Origin of the sequence: Mycolicibacterium houstonense (assembly GCF_900078665.2) — a bacterium.
Classification (GTDB): Bacteria; Actinomycetota; Actinomycetes; order Mycobacteriales; family Mycobacteriaceae; genus Mycobacterium; species Mycobacterium houstonense.
The window spans coordinates 4,385,938-4,412,309 of the sequence record NZ_LT546207.1; the positions used below are offsets into that span (position 1 = coordinate 4,385,938).

The 26,372-nt window shown below is 65.9% G+C and carries 21 protein-coding genes and 2 pseudogenes; 11 read left to right on the forward strand and 12 right to left on the reverse strand.

The window, feature by feature from the left end; genetic code table 11:
- A partial coding sequence (locus tag BN4332_RS21995; protein ID WP_200820332.1) for a hypothetical protein occupies positions 1-501 on the reverse strand: 501 nt, incomplete at its 3' end.
- A 133-nt stretch (positions 502-634) separates the two neighbouring features.
- Between BN4332_RS21995 and BN4332_RS22000 the strand changes: the two genes are divergently transcribed.
- Positions 635-1,273: a TetR/AcrR family transcriptional regulator gene (locus BN4332_RS22000; RefSeq protein ID WP_074133143.1), complete on the forward strand. Its 639-nt coding sequence runs from the start codon at positions 635-637 to the stop codon at positions 1,271-1,273.
- Positions 1,274-1,282: 9 nt separating this feature from the next.
- On the opposite strand, the gene BN4332_RS22005 is transcribed toward BN4332_RS22000, so the two are convergent.
- Both BN4332_RS22005 and BN4332_RS22010 read right to left on the reverse strand, forming a co-directional pair.
- A complete protein-coding gene (locus tag BN4332_RS22005; protein WP_066901599.1) occupies positions 1,283-2,542 on the reverse strand; it encodes a L,D-transpeptidase in 1,260 nt (419 codons plus the stop codon).
- Positions 2,543-2,667: 125 nt separating this feature from the next.
- Complete coding sequence (locus BN4332_RS22010) at positions 2,668-3,201, reverse strand: LOG family protein (protein ID WP_066901601.1); 534 nt, start codon at positions 3,199-3,201, stop codon at positions 2,668-2,670.
- 182 nt (positions 3,202-3,383) lie between these two features.
- On the opposite strand from BN4332_RS22010, the pseudogene BN4332_RS22015 reads away from it, so the two are divergent.
- The 4 genes and pseudogenes from BN4332_RS22015 to BN4332_RS22030 form a co-directional block, all read left to right on the forward strand.
- Positions 3,384-4,362: pseudogene (locus BN4332_RS22015) on the forward strand (GTP-binding protein); the annotation flags it as partial.
- A gap of 66 nt (positions 4,363-4,428) precedes the next feature.
- Positions 4,429-5,313 (forward strand): annotated as a pseudogene (locus BN4332_RS22020) (peptide chain release factor 3); the annotation flags it as partial.
- Positions 5,314-5,611: 298 nt separating this feature from the next.
- Entirely contained in the window at positions 5,612-7,066 is a 1,455-nt protein-coding gene (locus tag BN4332_RS22025) for a purine-cytosine permease family protein (RefSeq protein WP_074133145.1), read from the forward strand.
- Between the two features lie 32 nt (positions 7,067-7,098).
- On the forward strand, positions 7,099-8,517 hold the full coding sequence (locus tag BN4332_RS22030; RefSeq protein ID WP_066901603.1) for an amidase: 1,419 nt from the start codon (positions 7,099-7,101) through the stop codon (positions 8,515-8,517).
- Positions 8,518-8,521: 4 nt separating this feature from the next.
- Here the strand turns inward: BN4332_RS22030 and BN4332_RS22035 are convergent, their stop codons facing one another.
- Positions 8,522-9,418: a LysR family transcriptional regulator gene (locus BN4332_RS22035; RefSeq protein WP_066901605.1), complete on the reverse strand. Its 897-nt coding sequence runs from the start codon at positions 9,416-9,418 to the stop codon at positions 8,522-8,524.
- A 177-nt stretch (positions 9,419-9,595) separates the two neighbouring features.
- Here BN4332_RS22035 and BN4332_RS22040 point away from each other — a divergent pair, with 177 nt between their 5' ends.
- Complete coding sequence (locus BN4332_RS22040) at positions 9,596-10,753, forward strand: iron-containing alcohol dehydrogenase (protein ID WP_066901607.1); 1,158 nt, start codon at positions 9,596-9,598, stop codon at positions 10,751-10,753.
- A 28-nt stretch (positions 10,754-10,781) separates the two neighbouring features.
- Here the strand turns inward: BN4332_RS22040 and cax are convergent, their stop codons facing one another.
- The 7 genes from cax to BN4332_RS22075 form a co-directional block, all read right to left on the reverse strand.
- Positions 10,782-11,858 carry a calcium/proton exchanger gene (cax, locus tag BN4332_RS22045; RefSeq protein ID WP_066901686.1) on the reverse strand — a complete coding sequence of 359 codons (1,077 nt, stop codon included), beginning with the start codon at positions 11,856-11,858 and terminating at the stop codon, positions 10,782-10,784.
- Positions 11,859-11,904: 46 nt separating this feature from the next.
- Positions 11,905-14,232, reverse strand: coding sequence for an esterase-like activity of phytase family protein (locus tag BN4332_RS22050; RefSeq protein ID WP_066901609.1), 2,328 nt, complete (start codon positions 14,230-14,232; stop codon positions 11,905-11,907).
- Between the two features lie 119 nt (positions 14,233-14,351).
- Positions 14,352-15,311 carry a mechanosensitive ion channel family protein gene (locus BN4332_RS22055; RefSeq protein ID WP_200820432.1) on the reverse strand — a complete coding sequence of 320 codons (960 nt, stop codon included), beginning with the start codon at positions 15,309-15,311 and terminating at the stop codon, positions 14,352-14,354.
- Between the two features lie 126 nt (positions 15,312-15,437).
- Positions 15,438-15,884 (reverse strand): NrtR DNA-binding winged helix domain-containing protein, encoded by a 447-nt coding sequence (locus BN4332_RS22060; protein WP_066901613.1) that lies wholly within the window; start codon positions 15,882-15,884, stop codon positions 15,438-15,440.
- 173 nt (positions 15,885-16,057) lie between these two features.
- Positions 16,058-17,038: a hypothetical protein gene (locus BN4332_RS22065; RefSeq protein ID WP_074133146.1), complete on the reverse strand. Its 981-nt coding sequence runs from the start codon at positions 17,036-17,038 to the stop codon at positions 16,058-16,060.
- Between the two features lie 58 nt (positions 17,039-17,096).
- Positions 17,097-17,531, reverse strand: a complete 435-nt coding sequence (locus BN4332_RS22070) for a type II toxin-antitoxin system VapC family toxin (protein ID WP_066901617.1) — start codon at positions 17,529-17,531, stop codon at positions 17,097-17,099.
- Entirely contained in the window at positions 17,528-17,767 is a 240-nt protein-coding gene (locus BN4332_RS22075; RefSeq protein ID WP_066901619.1) for an AbrB/MazE/SpoVT family DNA-binding domain-containing protein, read from the reverse strand. Before BN4332_RS22075 ends, BN4332_RS22070 begins: the two co-directional genes overlap by 4 nt.
- Positions 17,768-17,893: 126 nt before the next feature.
- Here BN4332_RS22075 and BN4332_RS22080 point away from each other — a divergent pair, with 126 nt between their 5' ends.
- The 5 genes from BN4332_RS22080 to BN4332_RS22105 all read left to right on the forward strand — a co-directional run bounded on the left by BN4332_RS22080 (position 17,894) and on the right by BN4332_RS22105 (position 24,607).
- Positions 17,894-19,861: an OPT family oligopeptide transporter gene (locus BN4332_RS22080; protein ID WP_066901688.1), complete on the forward strand. Its 1,968-nt coding sequence runs from the start codon at positions 17,894-17,896 to the stop codon at positions 19,859-19,861.
- A gap of 209 nt (positions 19,862-20,070) precedes the next feature.
- The gene (locus tag BN4332_RS22085) at positions 20,071-21,144 is read left to right on the forward strand and encodes an HNH endonuclease (RefSeq protein WP_066901621.1); all 1,074 of its coding nucleotides are present in this window, start codon (positions 20,071-20,073) and stop codon (positions 21,142-21,144) included.
- Between the two features lie 17 nt (positions 21,145-21,161).
- On the forward strand, positions 21,162-21,821 hold the full coding sequence (pnuC, locus tag BN4332_RS22090; protein ID WP_066901623.1) for a nicotinamide riboside transporter PnuC: 660 nt from the start codon (positions 21,162-21,164) through the stop codon (positions 21,819-21,821).
- Positions 21,818-22,906, forward strand: coding sequence for an AAA family ATPase (locus BN4332_RS22095; protein ID WP_066901625.1), 1,089 nt, complete (start codon positions 21,818-21,820; stop codon positions 22,904-22,906). Before pnuC ends, BN4332_RS22095 begins: the two co-directional genes overlap by 4 nt.
- An 816-nt stretch (positions 22,907-23,722) precedes the next feature.
- Complete coding sequence (locus tag BN4332_RS22105; protein WP_066901629.1) at positions 23,723-24,607, forward strand: HNH endonuclease; 885 nt, start codon at positions 23,723-23,725, stop codon at positions 24,605-24,607.
- Positions 24,608-24,897: 290 nt separating this feature from the next.
- On the opposite strand, the gene BN4332_RS22110 is transcribed toward BN4332_RS22105, so the two are convergent.
- Positions 24,898-26,316: an SDR family NAD(P)-dependent oxidoreductase gene (locus BN4332_RS22110; RefSeq protein WP_066901631.1), complete on the reverse strand. Its 1,419-nt coding sequence runs from the start codon at positions 26,314-26,316 to the stop codon at positions 24,898-24,900.
- Between the last annotated feature and the right edge of the window lie 56 nt (positions 26,317-26,372).

Here is a 26,372-nt window from a genome sequence, read left to right on the forward strand (position 1 = left end):
GACGGTGCCGGGCGGATCGGCGACCGCCGCGACGTCGGGGGTCGGGTGTTCGGCCACGTTTGCGGCGTCCGCGGCGGAAACAGTCTCGAGAACGACTCGCCGCTCGCGCACTGTCACGGACCTGGTTCGTGGAAGCGGTTTAACGGCCCGGGCTTTCGGCGTCCGCTGCGCAACATCGGCCAGTGCGGTGCGCACCTGCGTGGTGAATCCCTCGACCATCTCACGGGCCTGTGCGGGGATGGGCAGTGCGCGCGTGGGCGGTTCCTGCGCCGGCGGCTCACCAGGCGGCGCCTTGTGCTTTCGCGGCCCGAGGCGGGCGGGGTGCGGTTTGGCCTTGTCAGAGTGCTTGGCGGACTGGGAGGTTGAGTGGCCGGTGTTGCCGGAATCAGGATCCGCGTGGGCCGTCGGGACCGCTCCCCCGATCAGCCCCAGCCAGAGCGCGACCACGATCACGCCCAACCCCGTCAGCGCTGCCTGGACTACTCGCCCCCGCTTGATCACGCAGGCACGCTAACCGGCGCCGTCCGCCCACCGCAGGAAAATGCACAAATCTGTATAGATGTTTCTTTAATGTCGGCTGCCGGCAGTTGTCCGGCATACTGAAACCCCTTTACACCGCCGAGCAGGATGTCGATTGTCAGCACCAGAACGCCGCCCCCGCGGACGGCCAGTCGGCGGCGGCAACACCGCCGAACAGGCCCGCGAGGTGTTGATGGACGCCGCCGAGCACCTGTTCGTCACCCGCGGCTACCGCGCTGCGACGATGGAGGTCATCGCGCGTGAGGCCGGCTATTCGCGCACCGCGATCTACCGCCAATTCGCCAACCGCGACGAGCTCGTCGCCGCCATGGTGCAGCGCACCACCCAGCGTCATATGGCGTCGATCCTGTCCCGGATGCCCGCGGGCGCCGGGCCGGTCGATCTCCTGGTCGAGAGTCTGGTGATCGTGGCGAGCGAGCTGGTATCCGATCCGCTGCTCAACACGATCGCCGACCAGACCGGCGACGGCACGATCGCCTCGCTGATCGCGAATGACAGCGGGTTGACCGAGCTGGTGAAATCCACCGTGGAGACCGTCGTCGCCGACGGCACCCCGTTCCGCCCCGGCCTGCACCCGAATGACCTGGCGCAGTTCATCATTGCGACCGCGCTCAGCTTCCTGATGAAGACCGTCCCCGGCGTCACCGATCCGGCGGTGGCGCGGAGTTACATCGAGACGTTCATCCTGCCGGCGATCCTGCCGGAGTCACCGCCACCGCGTCGGGTGTTCTGAGCGGGGCGCTCAGCGCAGCGCGCTGCCCTTGACCCATTCGGCCCACGGCACCGACCAGTCGCCGTTGTTGGTCGGCTTCAGTGGGTCGCCGCCGGTGTTGCGGATCTCGACGATGTCGCCGGGAACGGAGAAGTTGTAGAACCATTCGGCGTTCTCACCGCTGAGGTTGAGGCAGCCGTGGCTGACGTTCTCCTTGCCCTGCGCCCAGATGGTCGAGTTCAGCTGGTGCAGGTAGATGCCGTCCATGCTGATGCGGGTGGCGAACGGGATGGTGGTCTTGTAGCCCAGCCGGGAGTTGATCGGCAGGCCATAGGTCGAGGAGTCCATCACCACCGGGTTGGCCTTGTCCATCACGGTGTAGATGCCGCGCGGCGTCCAGAAACTCAGGGTGGTGCCGCCGACGGTTTCGGTGCCGCCCATGCCCATCGAGGTCGGCATGGTGCGCACCAGCTTGCCGTTCTCGTAGACCCTGACCTGCTTGTCGGTGTCGTCGGCGATCGAGACGTGCGAGGCGCCGATGGTGAACGACACCTTCTCGTCCTGAGCTCCGTAGAGATCCTCGCCGAGTTTGGCGCCGTAGATGCCGGCGTCGACGGTGACCTTGGTGCCCGGGGCGTAGTACTTCTCCGGGCGCCAGTGCGCGGTCTGATCGTCGATCCAGTTCCAGGAGCCGACGGCCTTGGGCTCGGTGATGACCTTCATCCGCCGCTCGGCGTTGGCCTTGTCGGTGATGGGCTCGTCGAAGCGCGCCACGATCACCATCCCGACGCCGTAGGTGGCGCCGTCCTGCAGCGACGCGGCCGACGTGCCGTTGAGGTAGACGCGGGCCTGGTAGCCGGGGGTCAGGGTGGTGAAGGTGGTGCTCTTGCGGGTCGGCATGCCGCCGGGGCCGCGGGCGTCGACCGTCAACGTGTAGGTGCGGCCGTAGCCGAGCGCGGTGGTCGGCTTCCAGGTCTTGGCGTCGGGGGTGAGGACGCCGGGGATCTCCTTGCCGGCGTCGTTGACCATCTTGACGCTCGCCACGGTGCCGGTGTCGGCGGTGACCATGATGCGGGCCAGCGGGTCGACTTCAGCGTTGGGCTTCGGGGTGATGGTGAGCCTGGCCGGTTCGGTGGGCGACGGCTGCGGGACGCCCTGGGGCGGGGCGGCCAACGTCTGGCAGTGCTCGGCGGCGCAGTCCGGCAGGGCCGAGACGACGACACCACCCGAGACGGCCAGCACCGCTAGTGCGACCGCCAGGTAGGCACGGCGAACAGACGTCAATTTCACTCCAATGTGGTTCGGCGAGGGCCGGATTGAATCGAGGCTCGATCCGTGCCTCAATCGTAGCCGGGACGTTTCGACTTCGACGCAATGCCTCTCCGATGTGGGCGAGTCGTGATGTGGTCGTTGCGTCAGCGGCCGGTCTGCTCCAGGTATTCGATCGCCGCGTCGGGCTCCTCGGTTACGTACACCAGCTCGTCCAACGGCATGGGCAGGAACCCGTCCTGCTCCATCCGCCGGAGCTGGATCACCAGGCCGTCGTAGAAGCCCGCGGTGTTCAGCAGCACGACGGGCTTGTCGTGGCGCCGGTGCTTGCGCAGTTCCAGGATCTCGGTGGCCTCGTCGAGCGTGCCGAGCCCGCCGGCCATCACCACGAGCGCGTCGGAACGCGCCAGCAGTTGCGCCTTGCGTTCGGCGAGGTCCGCGGTGAACACCATCTCGTCGGCGTTGGCCCTGGCCTGCTGCCGCAGGAACTCCACGGAGATCCCCACCAGCCGGCCGCCGCTGAGCTGCACCCCGTCGGCGACGACCTTCATCAACCCCTTGTCGGACCCGCCCCAGATCAGCGCGTGGCCGCCCTTGCCGAGGAGTTCGGCGAAGGTGCGGGCCGGTTCGGTGTAGCGCTCATCGAGGTCGGCGGCGGACAGGAAAACGCAGATGTTCATCACGATCGATGATGCCCTCCGGCGCGGCCGCGATGACGGGGGTTGACCACACGCGTCACATGAGCACCGGGAGGGGACAGATAGGTGGTCGGGAAATGCGATATCACCGGTGATATCACCGACGCGGTCACGCCGCTCGATTACTGGTTTGGCCGCAACCGCCCATACCATCGCTAGTCGACATGACCGACAAAGCCCTCGACGACGCCCCGGCGCCGCCTGCCTCCAGCACCCCGCAAGCTGCCCGGATCTCGTCCGAGGCGGCCCGTCGCCGCACCTTCGCCGTCATCAGCCACCCGGACGCCGGTAAGTCGACACTGACCGAGGCGCTCGCGCTGCATGCCCGGGTGATCAATGAGGCGGGCGCGATCCACGGCAAGGCAGGCCGCAAGTCGACCGTGTCGGACTGGATGGAGATGGAGAAGGCCCGCGGCATCTCGATCACCTCCACCGCGCTGCAGTTCCCGTACCGCGACTGCGTCATCAACCTGCTCGACACCCCGGGGCACGCCGACTTCTCCGAGGACACCTACCGGGTGCTGACCGCGGTGGACTGCGCGGTCATGCTGATCGACGCCGCGAAAGGCCTTGAGCCGCAGACCCTCAAGCTGTTCCAGGTGTGTAAGCACCGCGGCATCCCGATCATCACGGTGATCAACAAGTGGGACCGCCCGGGCCGGCACGCGCTGGAGTTGATGGACGAGATCCACGAGCGGATCGGGCTGCGCACCACTCCCCTGACCTGGCCGGTCGGTATCGCCGGGGACTTCAAGGGCGTGATGGATCGCCGGCAGAACAAGTTCATCCGGTTCACCCGCACCGCGGGTGGCGCCACCGCGGCTCCCGAGGAGCACATCGCCGCCGCCGACGCCCATGCCGCCGCCGGCGATGACTGGGACACCGCNGCGGTTCCGCCATCACCGGGCGAACCGATTGCCGCACGATGTGATCGTGGTCGACGAGACGTCGATGGTGTCGCTGACCATGATGGCCCGGTTGTTGGAGGCGGTGCGGCCGCAGACCCGGCTGCTGCTGGTGGGTGACCCCGATCAGCTGGCCTCGGTGGAGGCGGGTGCGGTGCTGGCCGATCTGGTCGAGGGCCTGGGTTCGCGTGGGGTGGCGGCGCTTCGGACCTCGCACCGGTTCGGTGCGTCGATCGGCGCGCTGGCCTCGGCGATCCGGGCCGGGGACGCCTCGGCTGCGGTGCAGGTGCTGGCCGCAGGCNCCGACGGTTCCGACTACGAGCGCGAGACGTTCCTGTCCGGTGAGTCCTCGCCGGTGCTGTTCACCTCGGCCGCGCTGAACTTCGGGGTGAACCAGCTGCTGGACGTACTGGTCGAGCTGGCTCCCGCGCCCAGCGGATCGCTCGACGTCGACGGTGTGCGACGGGCGGTCGACTCACCGTTCAGCGCGTTCGTGTTCAAGGTGCAGGCCGGGATGGACACCTCGCACCGCGACCGCATCGCCTACGCGCGCGTCGTCTCCGGCACATTCGAACGCGGCGACGTGCTGACCCACGCCGCCACCGGCAAGCCGTTCGTGACCAAGTACGCGCAGTCGGTGTTCGGCCAGCAGCGCTCGACGCTCGATGACGCCTGGCCCGGCGATGTGATCGGGTTGGCCAACGCCGCCGTGCTGCGCCCCGGCGACACGCTCTACCGCGATATCCCGGTGGTGTACCCGCCGATTCCGAGCTTCTCCCCCGAGCACTTCGCGGTGGCCCGCGGCACCGATCCCAGCAAGCACAAGCAGTTCCGCAAGGGCATCGAGCAGCTCGAGCAGGAGGGCGTCGTGCAGGTCCTGCGCTCCGACAAGCGCGGTGACCAGGCCCCGGTGTTCGCCGCGGTCGGGCCGATGCAGTTCGAGGTGGCCGCACACCGGATGGCCACCGAGCTCAGCGCACCGATCGCCCTGGAGAACCTGCCGTATCAGGTCGCACGCGTGGTCCGCCCGGAGGACGCCGAGTACGTGAACCGTCAGGTGTCCTGTGAGGTGCTGACGCGCACCGACGGCGTCATGCTGGTGCTGTTCTCCACGCCGTGGCGGCTCGAGGGCTTCCAGCGCGACAACCCCGACATCAAACTCGGGTCGTTGGTGGCCGCCGAGGGCTAACAGCCCGCCTAGCGCTTACACCTCGAATCCCTTGTCGTAACTGTCGAATTGGGCCGCTCGGCAGAAGCCGCCCACCACGGCGCCGCCGCTGGCTCCAACGCTGTGCATCTATGCACTTCACTGTGCAGCACTGTCCGTTGACTAAGCCGTTTCCGCAGGTTGAGATGTAGTTCACATCGCAGCGAGGTCCTACGGCTTCACCAGCACAGGCCCGACATCCGCTGCGGTCGAATTCAGACGACGCGCCGGATGCGCGTTCGGTCATCAGTCGCGAGATGGTGCGAGGAAGGATCATGCGTTGAGCTTCAGCAGTTATTTCCAGGGGCCGGCCACCAGCCTCGATGACCAGATCGAGAGCTACGCGACGACGCGCGTCCCGGACAGTCAACGCTGGCGCCGGCCGGCGATCCTGCTCGTCCTCACCGGCAACGTCACCGCGATGTTCTGGTTCGCGCTGGGTGGCCAGATGGGCTTTCTGGTGGGCTGGCCGATGCTGCTCATCCCGATTGCCTACATGATCGTCGGGGCCACCATCGTCGGCGCTTTGGTGATGAGAATCGCCAGCCAGGAAGGCCTGTCGCTGCCGCTGCTGTCTCGCGGACTCGGTTTCGGTGCCCGCGGCTCGGCGATCGCCTCGTTCGTCTACGCGGTGAACTACGTGTTCTACTTCATCTTCGAGGGCAGCATCGTTTCGCATGGCCTGAGTGAAATCGCCGGAATACCAATCAATTCGGCGGCTGCCAGCGTGGTATTCGGCATCGTCGCTCTCATAGCGCTGTATTACTCCTGGCGCGGCATGCATTCGATGAACATCCTGCAGCGGTTCGGCATGCCGATCTTTTTGATCCTCTTCGTCATCGGCATGGTGATGCTGGCCAATGGCTACGTGCTCGTCGGGCCGGGGGAATGGGTGGTTCAGGACGGCGTATCGGCCACCGCCATGTGGCAGGCGCTGAGCCTGGCCAACGGTCAGGTGGTGTTCCAGGCTTTGATCGCCACCGACTACGGGCGGTTCGTCAAGCGCTCAGTTTCCTATGCCGGTACCGCGGGCGTGATGCTCGTCGAGTTGCTGATGATTGCCGTGGTCATGGTGCTCGGGGTGTTCCTCGGCTTCACGATGATCTCGCATTTCGACGGCAGCCGTGCCGAGCAGGAGCTGGCCGCCACCGATCCCGGCTTGATCTTCGCGGTCGTGATGGGCGCGCTCGGGGTGATCTTCGCGATCTTGACCCAGGTGCGGATCAACGTCATGAACCTGTACTCCGGGTCTCTCGCCCTGTCCAACGCCTGGGATGTGCTGTCCCCCAAACGCATTGGCCGGCAATGGTGGATGGTGCTGCTGGTTGCGCTCGGCGTGGTGCTGTATCCGATCAACGTGCTGCAGTACACGGACAAGTTCCTGGCGGTCACTGGCATCATGACCAACACCTGGATTTTCATCCTGCTCAGCGACTACTTCGTCTGCCGCAAGCTGCTCAAACTCGCGCCGAGCAGTCAGATCGAGTTCCGCGAGGGCCGGGTCAAGGACTGGAACCTGTGCGGCATGGTGGCGCTGGCCGCGGGCCTCGCCCTGGGTGCCCTCGGCGTGTTCGGCGTCTATCCATTGCACTTCGCCTCGTTCGCGGCCATGCTGCTGGGACCGATCGTGTACATCCCGCTCACCATCATCACCCGGGGCTCGCAGTACGGTTCCGCCACCTCGGGTATCGACGACGAGCTGCCGGACGACCAGCGCGCTGTGGCGGTTGAGTGATTGAACAGTTTGAAACACAGGGAGATTGACGAATGACTGACAACGGTTCGGAAGCCGGTCTGCACTACCGGGAGATCTGCGAGCTGGTCGACATGCTGGCCGCCGGCGAGGTCACCGCACGGCAATTGACCCAGCTGACCCTCGATCGGATCGCCACGGTGGATCAGCGGCTGGGGTCCTACGCCTATGTCGCACCGGACGAGGCACTGGCGCAGGCCGACCAATCCGACGAGCGGCGCAAGGCCGGCACGACCCGTGGCCCGCTGGACGGTATTCCGTTGGCCATCAAGGACATTTACGACAAGGCCGGATGGCGGACCGAGGCCGGAATGGCGATCCGGGCCGGACAAGTGGCCAACAGCTCGTCCACTGTGGTCGAGCGACTTGAGCAGGCCGGCGCCGTCATCGTCGGCAAGGTGCACACCACCGAGGGCGTCTACACCGAGCACACCTCCCCGTTCAAGGCGCCGCTCAACCCCTGGGATCCGAATCGCTGGGTCGGGGTGTCGTCGAGCGGCAGCGGTGTCGCCCCGGTTGCCGGGCTGTGTTTCGGTGCGCTCGGCTCCGATACCGGCGGGTCGATCCGGATGCCGTCGGCCTCCAACGGCGCGACGGGCCTGAAACCGACGTGGGGCCGGGTGAGCCGGGCCGGCGTCGTCGAACTCGCCGCGACGCTCGATCACGTAGGGCCGATCTGCCGTTCGGCGCGCGACGCGGGCCTGATCCTGGGTGCGATTGCCGGTCCCGACCCCCGTGACCCGACTGCATCGTTGTTGCCGGTGCCTCAGTTCGACACGCACTCACCGGCCTCCCTCACCGGTGTCCGGATCGGGATCGACCCGGAGTGGAGCTATCGCGAGGTCAGCATCGATGTCGAGAAGGCGCATCGGGAGGCTGAGCAGGCTCTGCGCGATCTCGGCGCCGAGCTGGTACCGATCACCCTGCCCGATCCGACCGAGGCCATCACCGACTGGTTCGGGGTGTGCGCGGTGCAGACCGCCCGTGCGCACCGTGGGCTGTACCCAGAACAGAAGGGCAGCTACGGGCCTGCCCTCAGTGAACTGATCGATCGCGGAATCGCCATGTCCGGCATCGAATATGACGAACTATTGCAGCGGAGGCTGAAGTTCAAGGGCCAGATGGAGGCGGCGCTGGCGCAGGTGGACTCGGTGCTGATTCCGGCGATGTCCTTCATTGCACCGCCGGTCGAGAAGATGGTCCGGATGGACGAGGAGACCACCGCCGGAGTACACCGGTTCACCGTGCCGTTCACGCTCTCGCAATTGCCGACGATCACCTTCCCCGGCGGCTTCACCACCACCGAATCCGGCCGCCCCTTCCCGGTCGGCCTGCAGATGGTCGGCAGCGCTTTCGAGGAGCGCCGGCTTGTGGACATCGTCGGCGCCTTCCAGGCCGCCACACCGTGGAACAAGGAGCATCCCGCGGTGTGACGGGTTACCAGTCGGCTGGGGCGAGGTACGGGCTGGCGGCCACCGTGGAGCGCAGGAACTGCGCGACGGCCCGGACCCGCCCGAGCTGCTGCATCTCCCGTGGGATGACCATCCAGTAGTTGCGTCGCGCCGAGAACTTCTCCGGTAGAACCACTTCCAGTGCGTCGTCCGGTTCGCCGAGATATTCCGGCAGGGGCGCGATGCCGAGCCCGCTGCGCGCCGCCGTCCAGTGGCCGGTGATGTTGTTGGTCTGGACCGCGACCCGCTGCTTGTGCGGCAGCGATTCCAGGATCCGCAGCGGTGCCACGTCGAGCAGAGCGTCGATGTACCAGACCAGGGTGTGGTCCGTCAGATCGGCAATGTCCGTGATCGGTGGCGCCGCGCTGAGGTATTCCGGTGTGGCGTACAGCCGCAGGTCGTATCCGGCCAGATGGTGTACATGCACCGCGCGCGGTGACGGCTGCTCAAGCGTGACGGCAATGTCGAAGTGACGGGCGGACAGCGACCCGTGTTCGGTCGCGGTGACCAGTTCGACATCCAGATGGGGATGGGCGCGTCGTAGTTCGATGAGCCGCGGTGCCACGACGAAGGCGCCGAACCCATCCGGCGTCACCATTCGCACCGTGCCGGTGAGCGGGCCGGCCGTGGAGGTACGCGCGTCGTACGCCGCGACGACGGCCGATTCCACCGTCTCCGCACGTGGCAGCAGATCCGCACCGGCCTCGGTCAGATGCCAGCCTCCCGGGGAGCGGTCGAAAAGCCTTTCCCCGAAGGCCTTTTCCAGCGCGGTGATGCGCCGGCCCACCGTGGTGTGGTCCACCCCCAGATTGCGAGCGGCCTCGTTGAGCCGGCCGGTGCGCGCTACTTCCAGGAAGAAGCGCAGGTTGTCGGCGCTGAACATGGCGATAAACCTACACGTGCAAATGTGCACGCGCATGTGCGTCATTGGCCGTTGACGGGTGCATGAATGAGACATGAGCATGGTTCATGACCGGAGTCACTCGGCTCCCCGCAACGAGATCGCTTCACACTCCGGCGATCTCAACCTCAACCCCCCGAAACATGTGAGGACGGATCCATGACGGTGAACATCGCACTCCCCCGCTTCGCGAAGATCGGTGCCGGATCGGTCGATGACCTCGGATCCGTCATCACCCAGCTCAACATCTCCAGGCCCCTGCTGGTCACCGACAAGTTCCTCACCGAGACCGGTCAAACCGAACGGCTCGTCAAGACGATGGAAGCCGCGGGCGCCGACGTCGCGGTGTTCTCCGAGACCGTGCCCGACCCGACGGCCGCTTCCCTCACCGCCGGTGTGGAACTGGCACGCAGCCACAACGCCGACGGCGTCATCGGTTTCGGCGGCGGCAGCCCGATGGACACCGCCAAGGCGTTGGCAGTGCTGTCGGCCACCGGCGACAACATCACGTCCTACAAGGCACCGAGCAGCTACTCCGGGCCCGCACTTCCGATCGTCGCGGTACCGACCACCGCCGGAAGCGGGTCGGAAGCAACACAATTCACCGTCGTCACCGACGATGACACTGATGAGAAGATGCTCTGCCCCGGCCTGTCCTTTCTGCCGATCGGCATCGTCGTGGACTTCGAACTGACCGTGTCCATGCCGGCCCGCCTGACCGCCGACACCGGGGTGGACGCGCTGACCCACGCGATCGAGGCGTATGTCAGCCGACGCGCCAGCCGGTTCACCGATGCCCTCGCGTTGGCGGCGATGACGTCGATTTCGCGGCACCTGCGCCGGGCCTACGCCGACGGCGCTGACCGTGACGCACGCGAGGCCATGATGCTCGCCTCGACGCAGGCAGGCATGGCGTTCTCGAACTCCAGTGTCGCGCTGGTGCACGGGATGAGCCGACCGATCGGTGGCCATTTCCACGTCGCACACGGCCTGTCCAACGCCATGCTGCTGCCTGCGGTCACCAAGTTCTCGATCGACTCGGCAGTCGACCGGTATGCCGACTGCGCCAGGGCCATGGGTGTTGTAGCGCAATCCACTGAAGACCGCCCGGCGGCGAACGCCTTGGTGACCGAGCTCGAGCAGCTCTGCACCGACGTCGCGGTGCCGTCGCCCCGGGCGTACGGCATCGACCAAACCGCCTGGGAGGCAAAGCTGGACATCATGGCAACGCAAGCGTTGGCATCCGGGTCACCGAACAACAACCCACGGATTCCGACGCACGAGGAGATCGTCGCGCTCTATCGCGAGATCTACTGAGGCCCTCCAACGCTTCCGGCGACGGGCCTCATCCCCACCAGAACGAGGCGGCGATGATGCAGTACAGCGCGATCAGTGCCGCACCTTCCAGCCAGGTCGATTCCCCGTCGAAGGCGATGATCGCGGCGAGGATGACGGCGACGAGCAGCGCAACGATCAGCATCGGCCCGAACACCAGGGTCAGTGAGGCGAGCCCGAAGATCTGGCTCACCAGCACCAGCACCGGGGCCAGCACCAGGGCGATTTGGATCGGGCTGTTCAGGATGATCGAGAAGGCGTACTCGGACTGGTTCTTGGCGGCCAACTGCACGCCGACCACGTTCTCGACCGCGTTGCCGGCGATGGCCACGATCACCAAACCGGCGAAGGCCTGTGAAATGTTGAGCGAGTCCATCGCCGGTTCCAGCGCGGCGACGAACCAATCGGAGACGAACGCCGCCGACGCGCCCGCGACGGCCAGCATGCCGATCGCCAAACCGACCGGCCAGCGCGGCGGTTCCTTGTGCGGCTGCGGCACGGGGTCGCCGGTCTTGGTCTTGTCCCGGCGCAACGAGTACGGCAGGGACAGGGCGAACAACACGAGCAGGACCACCGACACGATCATCGAGAACGAGACTTCGTGCTGGGAGGCCGGGGCGTGCACCTCGTGGGCGATCGACGGTATCGCCATCGCGGTGACCGACAGCACCATCAGCACCAGGATGGTGCGGACCTGCGCGGAGCCCAGCTTCTGCGGGCCGTGACGCAATCCGCCGACCAGGAAGGCCAGGCCAAGCACCAGTAGCAGGTTGGCCAGGATGGAGCCGATCAGCGCGGCGCGCACCACGTCGACCAGGCCCGCCTTGAGCGCGAAGATGCAGATGAACAGCTCCGGCAGGTTGCCGAGCGCCGACTGCAGCACCCCGGTTGCGCCGGGGCCGAACCGGTCGCCGAGCTGGTCGACGGCCAACCCGACGAGCGAGGCCAATACGGTGACCGCCACCGCGCTGACGACGAAGCCGACCAGGTGCGGCCAGCCACCGTAGTGGGACAGCCCGGCCAGCACACAGATCGCGAGGCCACCGAAGATCAACAGCTTGTCGGATCGGATGAGCGCCGCCCCCATGCGCGCCATCATGACACGCGGACCCGGCTCAGGGGCGGAACTGGCGCTACCCCTTCAGCGCCTCGGCGGCCGGCCCCAGGTCGAGGAACACGGTCTCTCCGTTGGCGTCGTCGAGTCCGTCGTTGTCGGTGACCACGTACAGGTTCTGGTTGCCGGCGATGGCGAAGCCCTCGACCTTCTCCTGCACGTACCCGTTGGGGGCTTGCAGATCGGGCAACAGGTTGCGGGCCAACGTCTTCGGTAGCACCCGCGGCTTTTCGGAGGAGGACACCCCTGTGCCGTCCGGAATCGCCACCCGGTACAGCGCTTTCACCCGCGCGTCAGGCCCGTTGAGCTTGTCACGTTCGAGGACCAGCAATGCGCCGTTGTGGACGGCGATTTCGGAGATCCCGATCCAGTCATCCTTCGCCGCGGTGGTGTCCAGCTGGTACCCGAACCACTCCCACTTGTCCCCGGCCGGCGTGTAACGGCCAATGCGTGCCACGCCCTTCGGGTCGCTCTTGAGCTCACGCTGCAGCGCCACCCACACCGTCTCCCCGTCGACCGCAACACCTTCCAAGCCTTGGCTGCCGAGCTGTGCCGCAACGTCGTTGGGCAGCGGCACCCGCTTCTCGATCTTGCCGTCGGCGGCGACGTAGACGAGCTGGTTGCCGACGCCGTCGTCACCTTCCACGGCCAACACGAAGCCGCCGTCGGGCCGGGCGGCGACGCCCTCGGTGTCGAGCGTGACGGGCTTGCCGTCCTCGGTGACCGGCAGCGCGGTGTCGATCAGCGCGGGTTTCTGGCTGACGTCGACGCCGAGGATGCGCGCCGGGCCGTAGGCGTTGTCGGTGGCCGTGTAGAGCCGGTTGGCGTCCTTCGGGTCCGCCGACAACGCCCCGAGCGCGCCCCAGCCGATCGGCGCACCGTCGATGTCGCCGGAGACGATCGACGGGAAGTCCGGCTTGCCGGCGCCGGCGAAGGGTTCGCCGTAGCCGTAGAGACTCACCGAAGCGCGCACACGGTTCTCGGCGTCGTCGGACTCGGACGAGATGGCCAGTAGGTTGCGCGACGGGATCGGCAGGATTCCCTCCGGGCCCGGCGTGGTCGGCAGGATCTGCCGGAACTTCGGCGCCTTGGCATCACTGACGTCGTAGACCGCGACGAAGTTGCTGCGTTCGGAGGCGATCAGCGCGGTCGGCGTGCCGCCGATGCTGGTGATGGCCAGGCCTTCCGGCTCGGGTCCCTTGGACTCGGCCCGGCTTTCGATGTGCAGGCCGGTGCGGACCGCGAGCTGTTCGAGCGAGCTGCCGGCGTCCCAGGCGACCTCGCCCGTAGCCGCGTCGAAGACCGTCCAGCCGCGGGTACCGCCCTTCCAGTCGCCCTCGTTGGCGGTGGCCAGATGGTCGTCGCCGATCCAGCCGATGGCATCGGGCTCGCGCGGGGTGTCGGGGATCGATCCGGTCTGGTCGATCGTGTCGTCCTCTTTGGTGTCGATGCCTGGCACGGATTGGCTTCCGGCGCTGAAGATCTTGCTGACCGTCCCGGCCCGGCCGTCGAGGATGGCGATGCCGTTGTTCTCCTGCAGAGTCACGGCGACCTGGCCGCGGGAGTTGATGCTGACGTACTCCGGTTCCAGATCTTCCGGGGTGTCCAACCCGGCTTTCCGTGCCGCTTCGACGTCGAAGTCCACCTTGCGGGGCTTCCACATGTTCGGCGCACCCTTGAGGTCGATCAGTTGCACGAAACCGGTTGGCGGCTGCGGCAGATCGCCTTCCTGCTTGCCCGGCGGGGTGAACTCCTCGTCGCGCTGGTTCTCCATGGCGATCGCGGCGAACGTTCCGTCGGGGCTGATGGCGATCGAGTCGGGCTGACCGCCCAGATCGATGCTGTGCACGCGGGTGCGGTCGTTGACCCGGACGATGTCGACGCGTCCGGAGGGGTGCGGGAAGTCGCCGCCAGTGGTGTCGACGACGACCAGGACGAATTCGTTGACTGCCGCGACCGAGGTGGGCTGATCGTCCTTGTGGCCCAGCTCGGCGAGGGAAAGCGTGCCCTTGCCAACAGGTTTGGCGGGATCGTGAATGTCGAGAAAGCCGATGCGCTTGGCCGCGGCGTCGGTGTAGATGACGGTGTTGCCGTCGGGGGTGACGGTGGAGATCTCGGCGACGGTTTCTTTTTCGACCGGATCTTCGGCCGGTTTGTTGAGGTGCACCGGGTATGTGGCGGTGCGGTGGTAACGGTCCGCGTCAGGCAGATTCCAGTCGATCGGCGAGGTGGCCTTCGGAGCGTCGGCCCGAGGCTCGCCGGGCTTCTGCTCCTCGGTGGTGCAGCCTGCCAGGATCAGTGCCGCCGTGGTCACCGCCGCGGCGTACGCCGCACTCGCCGTTCTCATTCGTCACCCTCTTCAGTTGTGCAACGGGTCGACGAAGCTTGGCGTGGTCAGGTGACCGGTAGGGAGTCAGTGGGTGAACGGCGGGCGACGGATCGGCCGTTTCACAGCCAGCTGATTCACTAAGTGCCGGTGGTTTCCTGACCACCCACGACCGCGTGAATGCGGCCCTGCGGGTAAGGCAGGTTGATTCCGTTTTCGTCGTAGGCCCGCAGGATCTCCCGACGGAGTTTGCGCTGCACAGACCATTGCGCGTTTGGCCGGGTCTTGAGCGTCATCCGCAAGGTGAGCTGGTCCGCCGCCAACGACTGCACACCGAGCATCTCCGGTTCACCGATGACCTTGCCGGCCATCGACGGGTCGGCGATGACATCGTGGGCGGCTTCGACAGCGACCTGCTCGGCCCGGTCCACATCCGCGGTCAGCGAGACGGGGACCTCGACGCGGGCCACCGCGTAGTCCTGGCTCATGTTGCCGACGCGGGCAATCTCGCCGTTGCGGACGTACCAGAGCGTGCCGTCGATGTCGCGCACGGTGGTGATTCTCAGACCCACGCTCTGCACCTCCCCGGATACCTCGCCGAGGTCGACGTTGTCACCGACGCCGTACTGGTCCTCCAGCAGCATGAATACACCGGTGACAAAATCGCGGACCAGGTTCTGGGCGCCGAAGCCGATCGCGAGGCCGACCACACCGGCCGAGGCGATGAACGGCGCGATGTTCACGCCGAGCACGCTGAGCACCGCCAGGACCACCCAGACCAGCAGCACGATGGACACCGTGGACTTCAGTACCGACCCGATGGTCTGGGCCCGCTGCTGGCGACGTTCGGCCGCACGTACGCCATTGGTCGTCGCCGAGGCCCGATCACGCAGATAGCGCAGCAGCGGTGGCTTCTTCGCTTGCCCTTCCAGTTCTGCGCTACTGGATTTCTTTGGCCTACCGGTGGTGGCGCGGTCGATCGCGCGTTGCAGCAAATACCGGATGATTAACGCGACGACGATGTACGCCACGACCCGAATGGGAACCTCGATGAGCCAGTGCCGATTGGTTTCCGTCCACTCGAAAGCCTGGTTGTACATTTCCACGTTTTCGACGGTACGACAGTACTGACGCATGCGTCGAATGAGCCGAACTACTCACGTTTGGCCATAGGTAAAACACCTCAGCCCGAAGATGATTGGCGTCAACGAACCGTGGGGTTCACATCATGTGCGACGAAACAGTTCCGCAGGTCGCCCGCATCCGCCGGTCATCACGAAGCCCGTCGGCTCGAGGTGTCGCTGCATCGCCCAGCGAAAGGTGTCACGCTGCAGCACGTGCCCGGCGATCACCTCATGGACCAGCCGCAGATCCCGCAGCGTGAACTCCTCGCCCAGCAAACGATCCGGGTCCGGACTGGCGGCGTAGCGGGCCCGGACGTCGACGACGGCCAACTCGATGATGTCGGGGTGGTCGTAGACCAACTCACCGGGCGCGTCGACCGGCACGAACCGGGTGGCGTCGGCAAACCGCGTGGCTACCCGCTCGGGTGGGACGACGGCGATGTGCGCGGCGGACACCCCGACGAGAATCCACATCTGGGCCACGTGCCACTCGAGGCCGCGCGCACGGTCGAAGGCCTTCGCGCGCAGGGAAGTACGGTGCTGCTGCACTGCGGCGAGGGTACAGCCGCACACCCACAGTGGCGGCAGCGCTCTACGGTCGCGTGTGCAGCGCATCGGGGTCGACGTGGCGTTGCGCGATGTGCTCACAGGTGTTGCCGAACGCGAATCGCAATCCGGCCTTCCGGGACGCGTTGCGGCGGTTCGGGAAGTCGCACTCAGTACTACGTTGATTGGTCACTTTCCCGTAGTTTTGGGGCGCGACGCCCTTTCGCCCCTAGGTAGGTCCCCGGAGTCGTCTGATGGATCTCGAAACCGTGGCGGCTGTACCAGCCGGCCAGTCGTGCGGCGCTGGTTTCCGTGCGATCACCGGGCATGATCATGAGGCTCACGGACAAGCCGTAGTGGTCGGCCGTGCGACACAAATGTTGCAGCGCCGCGGTCCCCAAACCGGGCGCGCACGTCGGTCGGCTGTCACCACGAAGCTCCGTGACGATGATGTCGTGCAGCTCTAATGTGCCGACCGCAGTTAGCGATACGGTGAACGTGCGCAGCTGGAAACGCGTATCAGCACAGAACCAGGCCGGCTCCATGTAGTGAAAGTAGCGCTCCGCGAACCGAACAAACCCTCGGCGAGTGAGAGTTTGTGCGGCGTCATCCAGATCGACATCAGGGATGGGCCGCGCCCAGGCCGGGAGATGATGCACGAGACGGCGTGCCCGCTCGTCGCAGGGTTCAAGGTCCAGACAGGACGCGAGCGTACATGTCAGTTCCGCCTCGAGATCCCGGTCCCCGGTATGCGCCGCTATTCGTGCGTCAAAAAGCTTGTCACGTATGGCTTTCAACCGACGACGCAATTCATGGCTGATATCGCCGTCGAGGCAATAATCCAACGTCGATTCTGCGTTGTCGCTCAGCAATCCCCATTGGTGCGGGATTGAACCGACGCCTGCCCGAGCGACTCCGGAAAACGCGCGCTCGAATCTCCGGTTCGCCTCGTCGAATGCAGCTAGAGCCTCGAAGTACTGGCGTTTGCGCCACCACCACCGCCGCGCGGGCACGGCTGCACCCGTGGCGGAAACCGCTTCCCAAGCGGATTCCAACTCGGTGACGGCCTCGTCGGGTGTAGCCCGGCGGCGATCCATCGTGCCCACACCCGCTGCCCGCGCTCCCCGCGGCTCCGCGTCGAACGGGATGTCATTCATGCGATCCATGATCGCCCCGGGGTCCGACAAGAGGTGCGGCTTGGACGCGTGGTCACGCTTACGACGACGCGTCGTCGACCAGCACTTCCGTGCGCACGCCGAGCGCTTCGTAGGTCGAGCGCGCACGTGCGTCCCGGGTGACCAGGACGACGTTGTGCTCACGAGCCGCCAGCGCCACGAGCCCGTCATAGGTCGCTCCACCAGCGATGCCGCGCCGAGCGAACTCACGGTGGGCTGCGCGCGCGGCACGCGCTCCGAGCGGGAAGGACTCAGGAAAACTCTCGTCGATCAGGGCCACGGCGTCAGCCGGATCGACGCGGGCGTCACCGGGCAGACGGGTCAACACCGAATATGTTTCGGCCAGCGCTTGCCCACTGAGCCCTAGTGTCTTGCCGTGGGCCCACCGCGCGACGGCCGCGTGGCGCTGATGGGAACTCACGAGAAGCGGCACCGCGACGCTGGTGTCGACCGCCGTGACAGGCACCGGCGTCAGCGCCGTCCCGAATCGATGAGAGCGAACATCATGTCGTCGGTAACCACCGTGTCGGCCCGGGCCACCAGGCGCCCGTTCTCATCCCGCTCCAGGCGTGCGGTCCGTCCTCCCGGCACGATCTGCAATCCCCCGCCGTACGCAGAGATATCGACCTTCGTGCCCGGAGTCAGCCCCAACGCATCGCGCAGTTGCTTGGGCAGGACAACACGGCCTCCGGAATCGATGACGGCCTCCATGGGATCAGAGTACCAGCGAGATCCCATCTCCTGGCTGGACGCGGCGACCGGCCGGTCCGATGACGCCGCGATTCCGCAGCGCAGCGCCTACCGTTGGTCAGCAACTTCAATCGAGAGGAAGACGAGTTGGCCGTCTCAACCACGCCGACCCTGCGTGAACTGACCGTTCGCGGGATCCTGCTCGGCGGCGCCATCACGTTGGTGTTCACCGCCGCGAACGTCTACCTCGGACTCAAGGTCGGCCTGACCTTCGCCACCGCCATCCCGGCCGCGGTGATCTCGATGGCGATCCTGCGCAACTTCGCCAACCACTCGATCGTGGAGAACAACATCGTGCAGACGGTCGCCTCGGCGGCGGGCACGCTTTCGGCGATCATCTTCGTGCTGCCCGGGCTGATCATGGTCGGGTGGTGGACCGGTTTCCCGTACTGGACCACCGTGGCGCTGTGCGCGTTCGGCGGCATCCTCGGCGTGATGTACTCCATCCCGCTGCGCCGGGCCCTGGTGACGGGCTCAGACCTGCCCTACCCGGAGGGGGTGGCGGCCGCCGAGGTGCTCAAGGTCGGTGACAGCTCCGGCGGCGCCGAGGACAACCGCGTCGGTATTCGGGTCATCGCGTTCGGTGCGCTGGTGGCGGCCGGGTTCGGCCTGCTGGCCAACCTCAAGGTGCTGGCCAACTATGTGGCGGCGTACTTCCGCGTGGGTGCCGGCGGCTCGATGTTCGGGGCCAGCCTGTCGCTGGCGTTGATCGGTGTGGGGCATCTGATCGGCATGACCGTCGGGATCGCGATGCTCGTCGGGCTGGTCATCTCGTTCGGGGTGCTGCTGCCGATCCGCACCATCGGCGCGTTCGGCACCGACGAGTCCGTCACCGACGTGATCGACGGGATCTTCGTACAGGAGGTGCGGTTCATCGGGGCCGGGGCGATCGCGGTCGCCGCCATCTGGACGCTGCTGAAGATTCTGCGCCCGATCATCAAGGGCATTACCGATGCGCTGGCCTCGGCGCGCAGCCGCCGGGAGGGCCAGCTGGTCGACATCACCGAACGCGACATCCCGTTCCCGATCGTGATCGGCACCGTGGTGGTGCTGCTGGTCCCGATTGCCTTGCTGCTGTGGGCGTTCGACCACGGAACCGCCCTACAAGGCAGCGCGGCTGGGATCATCGTGGCCAGCGTCATTTTCATCTTTGTCATCGGCCTGGTGATCGCGGCGGTCTGCGGCTACATGGCCGGCCTGATCGGCTCGTCCAACAGTCCGATCTCCGGTGTCGGCATCCTCACCGTGCTCATCGCCGCGGTGCTGATCAAACTGGTCTACGGCCAGGCCTCCGACACCCAGTCGGTCGCGCTGGTCGCCTTCACCCTGTTCGTCGCGGCCATCACCTTCGGCGTGGCCACCATCTCCAACGACAACCTGCAAGACCTCAAGACCGGCCAACTCGTCGGCGCCACCCCGTGGAAACAGCAGGTCGCCTTGGTGATCGGCGTTCTGTTCGGCTCAGCGATCATTCCGCCGGTGCTCGACCTGATGCAACGCGCATTCGGATTCCTCGGCGCCCCCGGCGCCACCGACAACGCCCTGGCCGCACCTCAGGCCGCGCTGATCTCCTCACTGGCCAAGGGGGTGTTCGGCGAATCCCTGGACTGGTCCCTGATCGGCCTGGGCGCCGCCATTGGCGTCGGGATCGTCATCGCCGACGAGATCCTCACCCGCACCACACGTTTCGGCCTCCCGCCGCTGGCCGTCGGGATGGGCATGTACCTGCCGATGAGCCTGACCCTGATCATCCCGCTCGGCGCGCTGCTGGGTTGGTTCTACAACCGGTGGGCCGACCGTACCGGCGGCAATGTGGAGCGCAAGAAACGCCTCGGCGTGCTGCTGGCCACCGGCATGATCGTCGGCGAGAGCCTCTACGGCGTCATCTTCGCCGGGTTCGTCGCCGGCACCGGCAACGACGCGCCCTTCGCGATCTTCACCGGCAATGACGGGACACCAGCCGAATTGCTCGGGATCGTTGGGTTCGCGCTGGTTCTGCTGTGGCTCTACAAGCGGACGCAGAAGATTTCGAGCGTCGAACCTGTCAGGAGCTGAGCGGTTCTTGTGCCGCGCGCGATGCCCTCGGGTGCCTGAAGCCGAATGCGCCATCCGGCAACAGATACCCGTCACTTCACCACCTCGGTCGAGCTGAGGACCGCACTCGAAACGAGGTATCACCGGCGATACGACTGTTCCACAGTCGGCGTTCTTGCCTTGACGCAACTGGCAGATCCCCCCGGGGAGGGGTGTGAGACAGTGCAAATGTGGACGATCCATTGCTGCTCGGCCAGCGTGTGGTGGCGATCCTCGAGACCGGACAACGGGACGCCACATACAAACTGGCGACCTTGATGGGTCTGATACAGCATTGCATCGAGAACCTGCCGCCTGACCCTGAGGATCTACTGCGGGTACCGCTCCCCGATCTCGCGCACCGGGTGCTGGGAATCTACTGGCGGCAGGTGCGCACCTTCGACGGCCACATCCTGCGCCAACGCCGGACGGGTTCGAAGGCACGCATCATCGAAGCCACGCTGGAGCTTCGTGCTGCAGCCGGTGTGGGAAACGGTGGGCTGTCGCTGGAAGTGGCCAAGGTGCGAGCGCCCGAGGACTACCAGGCGGCGATCGACAAGATCGTGATCGCCATGGCCAAGCAACCGCTGCCGCGGCTCCAGAAGCTGCCGGGGTCGGCAACCGGTGACCCGTTTCTATACGACGATTCGTTCCTCGGCGAGAACGTGTCACGGAAGACCTTGCGTGCCCATGGCGATGCGATCGAGTTGATGCCCGGCGTGGCACACGGGTTGGCCCGACTGGCCGGATTGCTCAAACCCGCTCTGGAAATCATGTGGGTCGACGACGTCCGCGGGATGAACAAGTTCCTCACGGCGGAGGTACCGGACATCGCCGGGCACCTGTTTGGCCGGGACCGCGCGGACCTCGCGGCCGTCCGTGGACCGTTCACAGCCGCCTTCGGCCCGCACTGCTTCTACTGCAATACCCACCTGCAATCGGGCGATCCGGTCGACCACGTGCTGCCGTGGTCGTTGGTCGGCATCGACGGGCTAGCCAACCTGGTATTGGCGTGCCGCCGGTGCAACGGTGACAAGAGCAATGCCCTGCCGGCGGTCAGTATCGTCGGTCGCGTTCTCGACCGGGACCGCGAGGTGCTCGAGCAGATCGCCGATGAAATCCGTTGGCCAACAGAACACAACCGGGTGGTGGCCGCGGCACGGGGAATCTACCGCGGGCAACCGGCCGGTATCCCGACGTGGACGGGCTATAAGACGAGCACACGGTTGGATATCGCATTCCCACCGTGGTGGGCGACGACGTAGCTAATAGGCTGTGCCAGATGATCGACTGGCTGGCCCGGATAGTGGAGCCGCTCAACGGTGCGCTCTTCACCATCGGTACCGAAGCGGTCAGTTGGGCCGAGTTCCTCGGCTTCGTCACCGGTGGTCTGTGCGTCGCTCTGACAGTACGACGCAACATCCTCAACTTCCCCATCGGGATCGCCAACAACGCGTTCTTCCTGGTGCTGTTCACCTCGGCCAGCCTGTGGGCGGCCTCGGGCCTACAGGTGCTCTACATTGCCCTCGGCTTCGCCGGGTGGTGGCAGTGGTTGCGCGGCCGGGCAGAGGCGGGCACCACCGTGGTTCGTCGGAGCAGTCGGGCCGAGTTGGCTTGGTGCGCGGTGTTCTTGGTGCTCGGTACCTGGGTGCTGTACCTCATCCTGACCGCCGCGCACGACGCGGCACCGTTCCTGGACGCGGTGACGACGTGTCTGTCGCTGGTCGCGCAATGGCTGCTCAACACCCGGCGGATCGAGACCTGGTACTTCTGGATCGCCGCCGACTGCATCTTCATCCCGCTCTATCTCAGCCAGGGGCTAATCCTCACCGCGGCGGTGTACGTGTTGTTCCTCGGCCTGTGCATCGCCGGGCTGCGTGCCTGGACCCGGGAGCCGGCCCCGTCCGAGGCGGCCCTGCCGGCCGACAGCGCGGCGCGATGACCGAGTTCCGGCATGGCCTGATGATCGGCAAGTTCTATCCGCCGCGAATCGGGCACCACGAGGCGATCCGCGCCGCGGCCGCGCGCTGCGACCGGTTCACCGTGCTGGTGATGGCCGCCGCCGTCGAGACCATTCCGCTGGCCGACCGGATGGCGTGGCTCCACGAGGAGCACCAGTGCGATGCGAACGTGCGTATCGCCGGAATCCCTTGTGATGCACCCGTCGACGTGAACGATCAGCGGGTTTGGGCGGCGCAGGTCGCAACCATGCGCGCCGGCGTGCGCGCTGCGGGTGCCGCGCCGGAGATCGACGCGGTGTTCAGCGGTGACGACTACGTCGACGAACTCGCCCGGTGGTTCGGCGCCATCGCCGTGAGGACCGGACGTACCGGCAGCAGCACCGCGGTACGACGCAACCTCGCCGCCCACTGGCACGAGTTGGCGGCGGCAACCCGGGCCGGGCTGACCACGCGCGTCGTCGTGGTGGGCGCCGAGTCGACGGGGACGACGACGGTGGCCGAACAGTTGGCTCGGCACTATGCCGCCCGCGGCGGGGTGTGGGCCGCGACGCACTGTGTGCCCGAGTACGGACGCGAGTACACCGAACTCAAGTGGGCTGCCAACCCCACCGTGGATATCACTGACCTGCAGTGGAATTCACATGATTTCGATGTCATCGGCCCGGAGCAGACCAGGCTCGAAGAACAGGCGGTGCGGACCGGATCGCCGATCTTGGTCTGCGACACCGATGCGTTCGCCACCGCAATCTGGAAGCGCCGCTACCTGGGCGACGCATCCGGCGGGCCCTGGACGAATGTCCCGCCGCGAGCGGTCTACCTGCTCACCGATCATGAGGGTGTGCCCTGGCACGACGACGGGATGCGGGAAGGCGACCTGGCCATCCGTGCCGAGATGACCGGCTGGTTCGCCGAGGCGCTCACCGCCGCCGGGCACTCCTGGGTGCTGTTGACCGGGACGCTGGAGGAGCGGCTCGAACTCGCGGTCCGCACCATCGAGCCATTGTTGGAGCTCCGGGCGCGGTTCGGGGAGCCGTTGCGGGGGCCGGGATTTGAAGGGACCATATAGGCGCATGCTGCGTAACTCCGACCCGGCTCAGTTGAGATAGCCGAGGCATTGGCAAGAGATATTGATCGCGCTGACCGAGGTCCAGGCAGCGTTACAGTCGCAGAATCCGGGCCATCTCTCTCTTCCAAACACACAGACGCTACGGAGTCTCCATGACGCGCACTAGCAAGTCATCGTCGAGTTCTGCCTCATAGTTGCCGCCGTCCCGCAGATGACTCACTGCCCATACTTCTCGCAGTGAACAGCGCCGCCGGGCCGACCTACCGGCACCATCGACAACCGTGCAAATCCGCTCAGCCAGAGTGCAGTTGGTATGGCCTGAGATCCCTATCCGTCTGGGTCCAAACGAAAACCGTCCCGCCCACACCAGTCTGCACGATTGAACTCGGACGGATGTCCAGCGGCCTGACACACGCGCCGACCCCACGACGCGATCCACGTGTCCGAGGCTGCCCGAGCCGTCTCGGCGGCTCTCAGTAGACGCGGGTCGGTGCGGTCAGAATGGCCGAACAGGCAGTACAAGCTGTCAAGTAGGTACCTTCGGGCAGGGCATGCTTGATCTCCGATAAGCTTCAGGAGCAAATCCAGGTTGTCCACGTCCGCGATGATTAGGTCCCAATCCTGCATCGGCTCAATCGCTCCGCTGTACGCCCAAGCTCGGATCTCCTCCTGCGTCGGGTTCACCACATCGCCAAAGCTCGGCTCGTCGAACATCGCCCTATCCTTGCAGGATTGGTCCTTCTACTGTCAGATCGAGCCGTCAGCTTCTTATCCGCTCAGTCACGAGAAATAGTCCATTCATGGCACACTCAGCGGATGGATAGTGCAGTCGAACGGCAACTCCGCAAGATGCTCTTCGACCATCTTGCGGACATCGCCGACGACCGTGGCATCGTCACGCGCGCAGACTTGGAGTCAATCTCTCTCAGAGGCAACATCTACAAAGCCGTCGATCGCAATAGCGGCATCTGGAATCCCAACGCGTTTATGGCGACGCTGTCGGTGATTTCCGATCCCGACGGCGAATACGACGACGGTGAGATCGGCGATTCGTTGTATTCCTACGCATACGAGAAGACCAGCGTCGACGGCAAGAATATCAAGATGCGACGGGCACTTGAACTACAGCTGCCCATTATCCTCTTACGAAAAGTCGCGACCTCAGCGTTCGTGCCAGTATTCCCCGTGTATGTCGTGCACGACGATATGCCAAACCGCCGGTTCATCCTCGCGCTCGACGAGAATCTCCGGTTCGTCGACGACCCCCTTCACTTGAAACCCGTCGAGCGCCGGTATGCCGAACGTGCTGTGAAGATACGGCTGCACCAACCCGAGTTCCGCGGCCGAATCCTGATTGCCTACCAACGTCGCTGCACCGTCTGCACGCTGAGGCACGGAAAGCTCCTAGATGCTGCCCACATTGTCGGGGACAACAAAGCCCATGGGCTACCAATTGTCCAAAATGGATTGAGTCTCTGCAAGATTCACCATGCTGCTTACGATGCGAACCTGCTTGGGATATCGCCTGACTATGTGGTCAGCATCAACCGGGAACTCATGGAAGAGATCGACGGCCCGATGTTGCGGCACGGCCTGCAAGACATGGACGGCCGAATGCTGACCCTACCCCCTCGGCGCGCCGACCGGCCATCGAAGAATCGCCTCGCCGAGCGGTTCGAGGAATATCGACGCGCAGGATAGTTCCTCATGAGTTATCGGCACAAGCCGACGCTCCCAAATTCCCGTCGGCCAACCTTTGTCAAAGCAGGCGGGGAGTTGTTCGACCGATGGCTATTTGTAGACATTCGGCAGGCGATCCCACGTCAGATCCGCCAAGATGGCGAATGCGGTGTGGGGCGTTTGCGCACGGTCTGGCTTTTCTCACACCTGGACGGTAAGTACGACGCGTCCTCCCCCGACGCTGTTGCCGCCACGGTTCGAGCGTCCGTCCCGATGCTCGGACAGCTCGCCTAACCGGGAGCAGGGTAGCCCTACCAACTGGCCTTCGCGTAATCCTTCAAGAAACAGCCGTACAGATCCTCGCCCAACTCCCCGCGCACGATCGGGTCATACACGCGCGCAGCACCATCCACCAGATCCAGCGGCGCGTGGAAGCCTTCCTCGGCCAACCGCAGCTTGGTCGGATGCGGACGTTCGTCGGTGATCCACCCGGTATCGACGGCGGTCATCAAGATCCCGTCCTGTTCCAGCATCTCCCCAGAACTGGTGCGGGTCAGCATGTTCAGCGCGGCCTTGGCCATGTTGGTGTGTGGGTGCCCGGGCCCCTTGTAGCCGCGGCTGAACTGGCCTTCCATCGCCGACACGTTCACCACGTACTTGCGCCGGGCGGGTGACGCGGCCATCGCGGGACGCAGCCGGCTCACCAGAATGAACGGCGCGGTCTGGTTGCACAGCTGCACTTCGAGGAGCTCCATCGCGTCGACCTCGTGCACGCGTTGGGTCCAACTGTTCACCGGCGCGGTATCAGGCAGCAGCCCACCCGCGTCGATGGCCGTCCCCGCGGAGATCCGCTCCGGGGAGGCGCTGCGGGCGGTCAGGGCCAGCTCGGTGAGCGCGTGCGGGGTGGGGTGCTCACCGAGACTCCCGGCCAGGGCATGCGGATGCGCGTCGCTGACGTGGTCGAAGGTAACGACGTCCACCAAGGCCGGCGGCGGGGTGCGCTCGGCCTCCACCAGCGCGGCATACGAACCCGGTGCGCGACGCACCGTCTGCGCCGCGTTGTTGATCAGGATGTCCAGCGGCCCCTGCGCGGCCACCTCGTCGGCCAGGGCCACCACCTGGGCCGGGTCCCGCAGGTCGATCCCCACCACCCGCAGCCGGTGCAACCAGTCGGCACTGTCCTCCATCGCGGCGAATCGACGCACCGCGTCGTTGGGAAACCGGGTGGTGATCGTGGTGTGTGCGCCGTCGCGCAACAGCCGCAGCGCGATGTACATGCCGATCTTGGCGCGCCCGCCGGTCAGCAGGGCCCGGCGCCCGGTCAGATCGGTGCGGGCGTCGCGCTTGGCCCGGTTGAACGCGGCGCAGTCGGGACACAGCTGGTGGTAGAAGGCATCGACCACCGTGAAGTGGTTCTTGCAGATATAGCAGTGCTGTGAGCGCAGCAGCGTGCCCGCGGTGGCCCCGACCGCGGTGGACACCAATGGCAGCCCTTGCGTCTCGTCGTCGATCCGGCCCGGCGCACCCGTCGCGGTCGCGGCGATGACGGCGCGATCAGCGGCCGCAACCCGCTCGCGTGCGGCGGCCCGGCGAACCTTCTTCAATTCCTTGAACATCTTCGCGGTGGCCTGGCGCACAGCAATGGCGTCGGGGTGCTCGGGAGGCAGCGTGTGCACCTCGGACAGCACCCGCAGGCACGTGCTGAGCTGCTCAGGGTCGATCGCGTCCACGAGGGAAGGGTACGGGGAGCGGGCACAAATCCCCGTATCGAGCGAACCAGGCGGCC

Excerpts from the sequence above, each read along its gene's own strand:
- BN4332_RS22010 (WP_066901601.1), bottom strand. The coding sequence starts at position 3,201 with ATGAACATCTGCGTTTTCCTGTCCGCCGCCGACCTCGATGAGCGCTAC.
- BN4332_RS22030 (WP_066901603.1), top strand. The coding sequence starts at position 7,099 with ATGACTGACAACGGTTCGGAAGCCGGTCTGCACTACCGGGAGATCTGC.
- BN4332_RS22035 (WP_066901605.1), bottom strand. The coding sequence starts at position 9,418 with ATGTTCAGCGCCGACAACCTGCGCTTCTTCCTGGAAGTAGCGCGCACC.
- BN4332_RS22040 (WP_066901607.1), top strand. The coding sequence starts at position 9,596 with ATGACGGTGAACATCGCACTCCCCCGCTTCGCGAAGATCGGTGCCGGA.
- cax (WP_066901686.1), bottom strand. The coding sequence starts at position 11,858 with ATGGGGGCGGCGCTCATCCGATCCGACAAGCTGTTGATCTTCGGTGGC.
- BN4332_RS22050 (WP_066901609.1), bottom strand. The coding sequence starts at position 14,232 with ATGAGAACGGCGAGTGCGGCGTACGCCGCGGCGGTGACCACGGCGGCA.
- BN4332_RS22055 (WP_200820432.1), bottom strand. The coding sequence starts at position 15,311 with ATGTACAACCAGGCTTTCGAGTGGACGGAAACCAATCGGCACTGGCTC.
- BN4332_RS22065 (WP_074133146.1), bottom strand. The coding sequence starts at position 17,038 with ATGAATGACATCCCGTTCGACGCGGAGCCGCGGGGAGCGCGGGCAGCG.
- BN4332_RS22075 (WP_066901619.1), bottom strand. The coding sequence starts at position 17,767 with ATGGAGGCCGTCATCGATTCCGGAGGCCGTGTTGTCCTGCCCAAGCAA.
- pnuC (WP_066901623.1), top strand. The coding sequence starts at position 21,162 with ATGATCGACTGGCTGGCCCGGATAGTGGAGCCGCTCAACGGTGCGCTC.
- BN4332_RS22095 (WP_066901625.1), top strand. The coding sequence starts at position 21,818 with ATGACCGAGTTCCGGCATGGCCTGATGATCGGCAAGTTCTATCCGCCG.
- BN4332_RS22105 (WP_066901629.1), top strand. The coding sequence starts at position 23,723 with ATGGATAGTGCAGTCGAACGGCAACTCCGCAAGATGCTCTTCGACCAT.